Genomic DNA, 11,815 nt, shown 5'->3' with positions numbered 1-11,815 from the left:
GTGTTGACTTTTCAACAAAGTTATTGGTTATTAACAAAAGAAAAAGTAGCAAAAAGAAAATACAATATCACCATTATCAATTTTATTAAAAATTGATAATGCAAAACTAAAGGCTGTAGTCCTCGTCGTTGGCCTCCTTCGTGTCGGCCAACTCCTGTGGGCTACCTGCCTCTATCCCTACCCCGGGTGCAAGCTCAGGCTTATCCAATTTTAATTAATTTAGTACTAACTCAAAGTAAGTCAATTATTTATCACAACATATTTGATTTAATTAATAATTAGAAATTTAGCTTTTCAAAAATGGAAAGGCAACGAATCAGGTAACAATTTTATCCGCAAAACATTCAAATAAACAGATTAAGCCTTTCCAAACAAAAGTGGTCTATCCCGAATTAACATTTCAATATGAATTCTATTCCTACCTTCGCCCTCCCAAAAATGAAACTACTGCTTAAAGGATTTTCAACGCTTTGTTTACTTTGGCTTATCAGCATGCAATACAGTTGCAACAAAGAAGCCAAAGAACCGAGCTACATTCAAATTGATACCTTTTTGCTTTCTACTGATTACAGTACCCAAGGCTCTGCCTCCCATGGTATCAATACTGCCTGGATTTATGTTAACGACAATCCGATTGGTGTTTTTGAACTGCCATGCAAAGTTCCGGTTACTTCTTTAGGCGAAGTGAATGTATCTGTATTCCCAGGTATTAAGGCCAATGGAATCAGCTCAACACGAGTACAATATCCAAACTTTAAAGCCTATACAACTACAGCCATCCTAAAAGCAGATTCAACCTGTTTAATTAATCCATCTACCACGTATTTTTCTTCAACTGAATTTCCTTATCGTGAAGCCTTCGAAAATCCCGGTGTTATGCTTGAGCCTACCTCCATTTCAGAAGAAGGATTGCAAATTGTTAAAACAACTAATGCCTCCGAAGTATTTGAAGGCAGCAGCAGCGGAAAAGTGGTTATTGATGCCTCCCATTCCTTTATTGAATTTGCCACAACCCAAGCCTACAGTTTACCTTCCAGTTCCTCTGTTCCTGTCTTTTTAGAACTTAATTATAAGAGCAATCACAATATTAGGCTAGGAATTTATGCCGAAGGGCAAACTGCAGAAGTACAAGAAGAAATTGGTGGATTAAACCCCACCGACTCCTGGAAAAAGGTGTATATTTACCTCACCCCCAAGCTCCAAAATTACAGTGGAGCTGACTTTAGAATTTATTTTGGTATTTTACGAGACAGCAGTTCTCCGGAGGTAATAACTGCTTATTTCGACAATTTGAAGATAGTCCATCCATGAACCGCAGGCTTCATGCCATTAAATATTTCAGCTTAGATTTAATTGCTTCTACCGGAGCTTGGTTGCTATTTTATACCTACCGTAAAGAGGTTGAAAGTTTGAAGTTTGGAGTTAAAGTACCGGTAGACTATAACGAAACACTGATTCAGGGAACCATAGCAGTTACCCTTTTTTGGGCTTTATTACATGCCATTTCCGGAGCTTACACCGATGTTTATCGACGTTCCAGGTTAAAAGAATTCGGTCAAACCCTTTTTATTACCTTGATTGGGGTAATTCTCATTTTCTTTTTCCTTATCCTGGACGATGAAATCATTTCTTTTAAGACCTATTATCAATATTTCTACGTATTATTTTTAGCCCAATTTGGCTTAACCTATAGCTTTAGGTTAATCATTACAACCTTTACCATACGTCGTATTCACCGAAAAGAAATTGGCTTTCCTACCCTATTGGTTGGATCTAATCACAATGCTGAGAAACTTTTCGAAGAAATGGAATCCTCCATTCCATCTCCAGGCAACAAATTCATTGGATTTGTTCATGTGGAAGATAAAAACGGAGTCATGCTAAAAAAGCGAATCCGGCATTTTGGCGGTTTGGATAAAATACGGGAGGTGATTGAAACCCATCAGATTGAAGAAGTTATTATTGCTATTGAAAGTTCAGAGCACAGCAGTTTGATGCATATTCTTTCCATGATGGAAGATTTTGTTGGGCTACAGGTAAAGGTTATACCTGATATGTATGATATATTGGCCGGTAGTGTCAAGCTTAATAACATTTTCGGAACACCGCTCATTGAGGTGAATATGAGCGTTATGCCCACCTGGCAGCGAAGTTTAAAACGAATTATTGATATTGGTATTTCCTGTTTTGCCCTCATTTGCTTTTCGTGGCTTTACCTGATATTAGCCTTATTAGTAAAGTTATCCTCTAAAGGGCCTGTGTTTTTTAGTCAGGAAAGAATTGGGCTAAAAGGAAAACCGTTTCAAATATTCAAATTCAGGACCATGTATCTGGATGCGGAAAAAGATGGACCTAAGTTAGCCAGCAAAGACGACAAGCGAATTACCCCTATTGGAAAATACCTTCGTCGTTCCAGACTGGATGAGATTCCCCAATTTTATAATGTGCTTATTGGTGATATGTCTATTGTTGGTCCAAGACCTGAACGACAATACTTTATTGATCAAATAGTAAAAATATCACCACACTACCATCACTTGCATCGGGTAAAGCCGGGTATTACCTCGTGGGGACAAGTAAAATATGGTTATGCCGAAAATGTAGAACAAATGGTGGAGCGGCTTAAGTTCGATATCATCTACATCGAAAACATGAGCATAGCCTTGGATATCAAAATTTTGATTTACACTATTTTGACAGTTATTCAAGGCAGGGGCAAATAGGTATGTCATAAAAAACACCCATTAGTTAAGTAACCGGAATGAACCGGAATATCCATTGGTAAATCTTCAAGAAAGGGCTACAGTTCAACTGTGCAACCCGGGCATTTGTAGTATCCAGTATCAACCTGCAAAGCTTGTTCCTTTTGCTACAAATTGGGCTTGCACCCTCGGGCAACGATAGAGGCAAGTAGCCCACAGGACACCTACGGCGTTAGCCTAGGGGGACGAGGACTACAGCCGATAGCGTGACCCGAACGCCCAATGCAGGATGAATGGGATTTGCAAAACATTTTTGGGCGGAGGGGGCCCGCCAACTTAATAACCCGGATAAACCAATAAATATTTGGCAAAATTTACCTGGAAGCCACTTTGTTTAAAACCTCGGCTAATTTTCCGGTTAAAGCCCGACGAGAATAATCAGAAACGTCCTGCCCCTTGACGTGCAGGCTATTTTCTTTGAATTTTGAATAATACTCCATTATCACCGATTTTATACCATTTTTATCACCGAAATTTACTGTTTTACCATTTCCGGTTTTATTCAAAATGGCGGCACAATCACCGTCTACCGGACCTAAGCATAAAATTGGACGGGAGGCAGCGAGGTATTCAAAAAGCTTACCGGTTAAAATATCTTTGGCATTGGGAGTATTGTTCAAGGGAAGCAATAAAACGGCCGAATCCATGGTAAATTTCACTACTTCCTCGTGAGGCAAATAGGCAATATATTCAACCGGAATCGGGCTATTTTCTAACCTTTGCTTCACTTCAATATCGTTTTTACCAATTAGTTTTAAAATAAAATCAGCTTTAAATTCTGAATTTTCGGCACAAAGTTCTTCCAGGGCATCCCACAAAGCTTTGTCGTTTCGGTCCTTATTCATGGCACCAATATGACTCAAACTAAACTTACCGGATGGAGAGTGGCCGGCAGGAAAATCGGTTTCATCATATCCATTGGTAATAACGATGGGATTTTTTGCTCCCAAACTTAAAAACTCCCGTTTCATACCTTCGCTTATAACCAGAAGTTCGTCGCAGGATTGAATAACCAGTTTCTCGAGGGCACGGTGTTTTTTATCGGCCCAGGAAGTAAGCATCAATTGATCGTAGTAATCAATATTGGTCCAAGGGTCGCGAAAATCAGCCAACCAGGGAATTCCCAAGGCCTTTTTAAGTCCGAGGGCAATTAAATGCATGGAATGAGGTGGGCCGGTGGAGACAATAACATCGACCGGATTGTTTTTCAGATAGGCTGTTAAAAAGCGGATGGAAGGTTTAATCCAGAGCATTCGGGCGTCGGGAATAAACAAATTGCCCCGAATAAACACGCTGGTTTTTTCGAGCAATGGATTTTTTTTACTTTCAGACAAGAAACCGGCATTGATTTTCTCTTCCTTTTTTTGCCCGACGAATCGTTTATATAAACTATAAGGCTCCAGAATGGGTTGTTTGATAATGGTGATATTCGGAGGGACATCCTTTTCGAGGGAAGGATCAATAACGGGTACTTCGCCATTTTCTGCAGTATACACTACCGGTTCCCAACCAAAATCCTGAAGGTATTTCACAAACTTCAGCCAACGTTGCACCCCTGCACCACCGGCTGGAGGCCAGTAATAAGCGATAACAAGAACTTTTGGCTTAGACATGGGCGGCGAAGGTAAGACTAAGTCAGCCTTTTTGTCAGCAAAATTTGGTTAAATTGAAAAAAATGTCAGACAATTCCTGCCAATTTCTAAGCGGCACAATGCTTGAAAGGCCAAGGAAAATTTTCAATTAGCAATTATTTCAAATTATAAAAAATGAGTAAAATTATAGGAATCGACTTAGGCACAACCAACTCTTGTGTTTCGGTTATGGAAGGTAACGAACCGGTGGTAATTGCCAACAACGAAGGTCGTAGAACAACGCCATCCATCGTGGCATTTGTAAACGATGGGGAGCGCAAAGTAGGTGATCCGGCAAAACGTCAAGCCATTACCAATCCCACCAAGACAGTGTATTCCATTAAACGTTTTATGGGACATAGTTTTGACGAAATTTCAAAAGAGGTTCCACGTGTTCCTTACAGTGTAGTGAAAGGCGACAACAATACACCACGAGTACAAATTGATGATCGCAAATACACCCCTCAAGAAATTTCAGCAATTATCCTTCAAAAAATGAAGAAAACGGCTGAAGATTACCTGGGTACCGAAGTAAACCAAGCCGTTATTACAGTTCCTGCCTACTTCAACGATGCTCAACGTCAAGCCACCAAAGAAGCAGGAGAAATTGCCGGACTTAAGGTAATGCGTATCATTAATGAGCCAACGGCTGCAGCGCTTGCCTATGGTTTAGATAAAAAAGACAAAGACATGAAAATTGTGGTATTCGACTGCGGTGGAGGAACACATGACGTGTCAGTTTTAGAATTAGGCGATGGAGTTTTTGAAGTAAAATCAACCGATGGAGATACCCACTTAGGAGGAGATGATTTTGACCAAAAGATTATTGACTGGTTGGTTGCAGAATTTAAAGCAGAAAACGGAGGATTGGATTTAAGTAAAGATCCAATGGCCTTGCAACGTTTGAAAGAAGCGGCCGAAAAAGCCAAAATTGAGCTTTCCAGCAGCACTGCGACTGAAATTAACTTACCTTATATTATGCCGGTTGATGGAATTCCGAAACACTTGGTTCGTAGTTTATCACGTGCTAAATTTGAGCAATTGGTTGATGATTTAATTCAACGTACCATTGCACCTTGCAAATCTGCTTTATCCAATGCCGGACTTTCTACTTCTGACATTGATGAAGTGATTTTGGTTGGAGGTTCCACTCGTATACCTGCAGTGCAGACAGCAGTAGAAAAATTCTTTGGAAAGGCACCTAGCAAAGGTGTTAACCCGGATGAAGTAGTAGCTATTGGTGCTGCGATACAAGGTGGAGTTTTAACCGGAGAAGTAAAAGATGTATTGTTGTTGGATGTAACTCCACTTTCACTAGGTATTGAAACCATGGGCGGAGTTTTCACCAAATTAATTGAAGCCAATACCACCATTCCAACCAAAAAATCTGAAACTTTCTCCACAGCTTCCGACAACCAGCCTTCGGTAGAAATACATGTATTACAAGGGGAACGTCCAATGGCCAGAGACAACAGAACAATAGGTCGTTTCCACCTGGATGGTATTCCACCGGCACGTCGTGGAGAACCACAAATTGAAGTAAGTTTTGACATTGATGCTAACGGAATTATGCAAGTTTCGGCAAAAGATAAAGCTACCGGAAAATCTCAAAATATCCGAATTGAAGCCAGCTCAGGTTTAAGCAAGGAGGAAATTGAGAAAATGAAAAGGGAAGCTGAAGCAAATGCTGATTCAGACCGCAAAGCCAAAGAAGAAGCTGAAAAAGTAAACCAGGCAGACGGCATGATTTTCCAAACAGAAAAGCAATTGACTGAATTTGGTGATAAACTTCCGGCTGATAAAAAATCCGCTATCGAAGGAGCTTTAACTGAACTTAAAGCTGCTCATCAAAGCAAAGACTTAGCCAGCATTGATGCCGCTTTAACTAAAATTAATGCAGCTTGGCAAGCCGCTTCTCAAGATATGTATAATGCATCTCAAGGCGCAGGGGCTAATCCTAACCCAAATGCAGGCAATACTAATTCTACTGCTGATTCAGAAGTTACTGATGTAGATTTTGAAGAAGTAAAAGACAAATAATACCTGTAAAAACAGCAAAAAGGCTGTCCTCCTAGTGAGTGACAGCCTTTTTTTTTGAGTTTCGGCAAGGCTAAACTTCCATTACCGGGGGGCAGCTAAAAAACAGTCCATCGATTTTTTATTAACCACTTAAACAGATTGGATTCATTACCGGATTTGAAAACCTACCAATGCAAAAACAAAATGGCATTCTCTTACCGAATAAAAAATTCAAGGAAGCAAGGCAAGGAGCGATCAAAACTCAACCTTAGTAGTTATTTAGGCGCATACCTAACCAAAACCAAGGCCAAAACAGAAAATAATAAATTGGGAATCCAAACTCCTAACCAAATAGGAATAGATCCTGCCAATGCAAATTGTCCGGCAACCTGACTAAACAGAATGTAAGAAAACGATAATGCCAAACCAAAACCAATTTGAAGACCAATTCCACCTCTAACCTTTCTACTACTTAAACTAACCCCAATAACGGTTAAAATAAATGCAGCAAACGGCATGGTTATTCGTTCATATTTTTCCATTAAATAAAAATCCAGTTGGGTGCCTCCTTTTAGTTTTTCCTTTTCAATAAGCCTATCCAGCTCCCAATAATTTAAGGTCTTAATATTGGTCAATCGTTTGGTAAAATCTTCAGGAAGCAAGTCAAAATCAGCTTTTCCATTTTTTCCAACCAATACTTTTTCTCCATTTTTGGTAAAGAACCTTTCATAATACTTGTCCATGGTCCATTGCTTTTTCAGCGTGTCCCATTTAATATTTTCGGAAGAAATTTTGTAAACCAGTTTACCATTTTTAATTCGTTCCAAGGCAAATCGGGTTCCTATTTTAGTTTCGGGATTATAGCTTTCCAAATACACGAAATCTCCCGGTCTGCTTTGTCGGTGGTAGTCACGTTCTACCATTACATGGAGGTTATTGATGTATTTATCTTCGAAATCAAGACGGTGTTTATTTGCAGGAGGAATTACAAAATTAGTAAGCAGGATGGACATAACCGTTAAGATGGTGGCCCCAATAAAATATGGATAAAGAAATCTCCAAAAACTTATACCGGAATTTAGAATGGCAACAATTTCAGTTCGGTAGGCCATTCGGGAAGTGAAGAAGATAACAGCTACAAAAATGAAAAGAGAACTAAATAAATTGGCAAAATAGGGAATGAAATAAATGTAATATTCGAAGATAATTTTAAAAAATCCCGGCTTACGTTTGATAAAATCTTCCAGCTTTTCCGACACATCAAATACAACCGCAATACCTACAATCAATGCAATAGCAAAGAAATAGGTTACCAAGAACTGTCCTATAATGTACCGGTCAAGTTTGGTTATGCGAAAAGTGCTCAATCGAATGGAATTCCGGCTAAATTAATTCAGGACAGCTTAAAAAACACCAAGAGCTAATCTTATCGTAAATCGACTACCTCTACACCAGGGTATTTGGATTTATCGAAGGTAAATTGTTTGTCGTCAAAAACTTGGTTCGTACTAAACTTACTAACTGTTAAGGTATAGGTATTTCCATCTTTACCAAATGATTTGGTAGAGACAATTTGCTTAGACACCTTATCAATTTCCAACCTTACCCGGCTGTAATTTTTCTTTTTTGGATCCAATGGCAAGAGGTCAACAGTAGCCAGATTTTTGCCATTTACGGTAGCTTCCTTCACATAATCGAATTTAAAACCTTGTTCATAAACGGTAAAGATTTTGGTTGGATTGATATCCGATTCTGCATTAAAATCCTCAACCGTTTTAATTTGAACTTCATTGGATTCTTTCATATAAACCCACACGGTTTTGCCATCGCTGATAACCTCTTGATTGGCAAGTGTTAATCTAAATTTTTGTCCCTTTAAAATGAGAGTTCCGGTCTGTTTCTCATTCACCTTGCTTTGTTTGTTTTCCAAACTATAAGTAAAACTTGCTTGAATGGTGGTATACGATTTTGTTTTAGCAGAAACTTCATCTAAAATTTTCTTAGCTTTTTCGGGAGAAGCTGCTTGTTGAGCCATGGTTTGATATCCAAAAAACAACAAGAGAAGGGCGATAGTATTTTTCATTTGATAAGGATGCAAAAGTAAAAACTTCGGACTTGCAAAAGTCATTCCAAAAATTTTGAAAACCTAAATCCGTAATTTAACAACTGATTTTAGCTTTGCAACCTAATCAATTTATGGATATTAAAGAAACCTTATTAGCCGACTATTCCAAAACAACCATGTTAAAAGTGGTTACATGGGTTGGACAAGATATAGATCGATTTCATCAATTAACTGAACAAGCTTTCTCACCTATCTATCGGGTAGCACAACGATCATCCTGGGCTATGATTTTTTGTGTTGAAAATCATCCTGACCTTCTTCTTCCATATTTACCAAAGTTTATTGAGGTATTGCAAAACCCGAATACCGGTGAAACAGTCAAACGGAACATAGTCAGAATGATTACTGTTATTGATATTCCGGAAGAACATTGTGGAACTTTGTACGACCTATGCTTTCGTTTTTTTAAAAACTTAAAGGAAGCTATTGCTGTCCGAGTTTTTAGCATGACAGTTATGGCTAATATTTCATTGCGATTTCCAGAACTAATACCTGAGGTAGAAATGATGATTCAAGCCAACATGCCTCCAGATGCGCCGGCATCGTTAACTGCCAGAGGGAAACATGAACTTAATCGATTAAAAAAAGCTAATTCAGCCAAGAAGAGGCGTACTTGATTTTCACTCTTTACCCGAATCTAATATACTATTTATCAATCACACTGCTATTGATCGGGAAACTACTATGAAGAAGAAAGGTCATGAATTAATTTCATGACCTTTCTTCTTTATTCTGATGGCAAATTTGTAAAAGTCCAATCAGGCTACTCCAATATTAGACTAAACATCTTTTGTATCCGTATTCAGCACTTTCACATTTTATAAATTCACCAATTGTGCTTCCCTTGGGGCTTTAACGCTATAGGTAAATTTGATAACCTTGGTTTCTTTGGGTTTTAGTTTTATATCCCAGGTTACTACGCCGCTGTATTCATCTTTTACCCCTCCATCTAATTCCAAAGCCTCTACTACAATTTCTTTGTTGTTTGATAATGGCATTTGATCTTGCAAATTCATAGTAATCGAAGTGTTTTTTGTATTTCTCAAGGTTATTGCAAATGAACGGGTAATCACACGTTTGTCTTCCAATAATTTTTCCTTGGTTTTCTCTTTTACTTTTTTGCGGTCAACCACCAGGCTTCGATCCCGGCCAAGATCCAGATTTAAAGTATCTAAAGTTGTATTAGGATCAATCGAAGACTGCCCAACAAAAGAACCATCCATATAGATTTTGGCAGCACCTGCAACCAAATTCAATTCTTCCCAATTGGTTAGTCTGGCTTGCAAAAACGCATCTTTATCCACCTTAGGAACTGCATAATATTCAAATTGGGTATCTAAATCCTTTTTACTTATTATTACGGTATGTTGTTGATTATCGGCCGGAATAGAGTATTTGGTATCAATGGAATATTCGACCATAATCATATTGACTATTTTAGTAGTTATATTGGCTGCAGTTCCTGTATTTGTTGGCACTTTCATATCTTGCATTGCCTTGGCCCTTGGATGAAAACTTCGTCTGTCATCATCTTCCAAGGTTTCTTTTCTTGCGCCGGCAACCTGAACTTCATCATAAACCTGGGCATAAACATAATACGGATTGAGGTAGGGTCTACTATTAGAAAGTCCGGGGTTACCTGTTGAAAGCGTTAGTTGAACATTTTTCCAATCCAGGCCGGTGTTTTGATGGATTTTGGCCTTCTGAATTAGTTGAATGGCAGTAGAACTTCCACTTGCTTTCAAATCATATTCCGGATGCCATGAAGCTTGTTGAGTGTAATAATTGAAATTTATTGTTCCACTTTGTGCCAATTCAGAAGACACAGTAATAATTACCTCATATCCCGGTTGAACATCCTCACTTGGTATCCCATTTCTTACTTTCTGAACCAATTCGTTCAAGACTTCCAAACGTTGTTGAATGGCATTTTTTCGTTTGTTTAAGCGATCTTCTTCTTTGCTGGCTTTAATCCATTCCTGGTCGATATTTGCCATTCTATTGCGGTAATATTCCAGGGCATCCTTTACTAAATTTAAGGTATCGCGTTTAGTTTCACCTTTTACAAGGCGATTGGCTTCCAAAAAATTCTTTTCTGTTACCAAATTTCTCTTTTTTGCCTCCAGAAGTTTCAAATCATATCCAATTTCTGAAATACTATCGTTTTTCTGTTCAATTTGCTGAAGGTACTTAAGTTCTATTGGATTCCTTTCAGTGGCCTCTATCTGTTCAGGATATCGGGTATTAAACCGGGTATCTAAGATTAGAAAATCTCCCTTTCCACTCGAAAACAAGGTAGAAGGATCTAAAAATGGTGAAACTCCGGAAAAAATAAAATCTGAGGTACCGGCAGGTATTTGGACTGTTTCCGAGTGATAAATCTGTGCACCTTGCAAAAAGATAGTCACCTTGTCAACCTTGGTTGGAATTGATTTGGAATTTGCCTTGGCGGAAATATTGGTTAAAAGTCCAAGACCCAAAAAGATAGTTAGAAATTTGTTTTTCATTGCTGTAGTGTCGTTTAGTTTACATTGGGATGCAACTCCCGAATAATTCCACAACAAGAAGAAAGAAAAATTCTAAAAATTAATTTTAGATACTGATTTTCAATTAATTAAATTCTATTTTACCAATCCAAAATCCTTGGCAACCCAATACGTAGAATGAAAATTCTTATCAACAGAGAAGGTAGCGACCTTCCCTCCTTGGTTAGGTAAGTTTCCGGGATCAATAGCCAATGCATGGCTTAAATTCTTGATTTTATAAAATACCATTACTTCCTGACCCTGACTGTTATTAAATCCCAACCGACAAACATCTTTTACCTGAGCGAATGCATCTTCAATCTTATCAGGTTTGGGATCGGTATGATGTAAAAACGACCATTGTTGAACCAACTCCCAACTGTGATGAAAATTAACTGCATAATCCAAACGACCATGCACGGCAATTAGTTTGGGATAAGGTCCGGTATAACCCGGATTTTGCTGCATTACCCGTTTAGCCCAGCGTTTAGGCGATTTATTGGGCGGTATCCACATAACAAACATAGCTTGAAATGCTGATTTTGCAACTTTATATGGGGCGCCGGCAAATATGGCCCCTGCTTGAATTCGATCCGGGTAACAAGCCATCAATGCTACTGCCATCGCTGCTCCTGCCGATAAGCCGGAAACAAAAACCTGCTTGGTATCCACCCCTTGGTAACTTACCATATAATCCAGCATCTCCTTGATTGAAGCTACCTCTCCCCTGCCCTTGCTCACATCCTTTTTCTT

General features: G+C 38.7%; 9 protein-coding genes. 4 read left to right on the top strand and 5 right to left on the bottom strand.

The window, feature by feature from the left end; genetic code table 11:
- The first annotated feature begins 438 nt into the window (after positions 1–438).
- Both K1X82_12980 and K1X82_12975 read left to right on the top strand, forming a co-directional pair.
- Positions 439–1,311, top strand: coding sequence for a hypothetical protein (locus K1X82_12980; GenBank protein MBX7183019.1), 873 nt, complete (start codon positions 439–441; stop codon positions 1,309–1,311).
- On the top strand, positions 1,308–2,723 hold the full coding sequence (locus K1X82_12975; GenBank protein ID MBX7183018.1) for a sugar transferase: 1,416 nt from the start codon (positions 1,308–1,310) through the stop codon (positions 2,721–2,723). The genes K1X82_12980 and K1X82_12975 overlap by 4 nt, the downstream gene beginning before the upstream one ends.
- A gap of 353 nt (positions 2,724–3,076) precedes the next feature.
- Here K1X82_12975 and K1X82_12970 read toward each other — a convergent pair whose 3' ends face one another.
- On the bottom strand, positions 3,077–4,375 hold the full coding sequence (locus K1X82_12970; GenBank protein ID MBX7183017.1) for a glycosyltransferase family 4 protein: 1,299 nt from the start codon (positions 4,373–4,375) through the stop codon (positions 3,077–3,079).
- A 153-nt stretch (positions 4,376–4,528) separates the two neighbouring features.
- On the opposite strand from K1X82_12970, the gene dnaK reads away from it, so the two are divergent.
- Complete coding sequence (gene dnaK / locus K1X82_12965; GenBank protein MBX7183016.1) at positions 4,529–6,433, top strand: molecular chaperone DnaK; 1,905 nt, start codon at positions 4,529–4,531, stop codon at positions 6,431–6,433.
- 254 nt (positions 6,434–6,687) lie between these two features.
- Here the strand turns inward: dnaK and K1X82_12960 are convergent, their stop codons facing one another.
- Positions 6,688–7,779, bottom strand: a complete 1,092-nt coding sequence (locus K1X82_12960; GenBank protein ID MBX7183015.1) for an LptF/LptG family permease — start codon at positions 7,777–7,779, stop codon at positions 6,688–6,690.
- Between the two features lie 59 nt (positions 7,780–7,838).
- On the bottom strand, positions 7,839–8,495 hold the full coding sequence (locus K1X82_12955) for an outer membrane lipoprotein carrier protein LolA (GenBank protein ID MBX7183014.1): 657 nt from the start codon (positions 8,493–8,495) through the stop codon (positions 7,839–7,841).
- Positions 8,496–8,608: 113 nt separating this feature from the next.
- Here K1X82_12955 and K1X82_12950 point away from each other — a divergent pair, with 113 nt between their 5' ends.
- Complete coding sequence (locus tag K1X82_12950; GenBank protein MBX7183013.1) at positions 8,609–9,154, top strand: hypothetical protein; 546 nt, start codon at positions 8,609–8,611, stop codon at positions 9,152–9,154.
- Positions 9,155–9,355: 201 nt separating this feature from the next.
- Here the strand turns inward: K1X82_12950 and K1X82_12945 are convergent, their stop codons facing one another.
- Together K1X82_12945 and K1X82_12940 are read right to left on the bottom strand one after the other, a co-directional pair.
- Positions 9,356–11,044: a DUF4139 domain-containing protein gene (locus K1X82_12945; protein MBX7183012.1), complete on the bottom strand. Its 1,689-nt coding sequence runs from the start codon at positions 11,042–11,044 to the stop codon at positions 9,356–9,358.
- A 114-nt stretch (positions 11,045–11,158) separates the two neighbouring features.
- A partial coding sequence (locus tag K1X82_12940) for a prolyl oligopeptidase family serine peptidase (protein MBX7183011.1) occupies positions 11,159–11,815 on the bottom strand: 657 nt, incomplete at its 5' end.

The organism is Bacteroidia bacterium (genome assembly GCA_019695265.1).
GTDB lineage: Bacteria > Bacteroidota > Bacteroidia > JAIBAJ01 > JAIBAJ01 > JAIBAJ01.
This window is presented reverse-complemented; position numbering and strand designations above follow the sequence as displayed.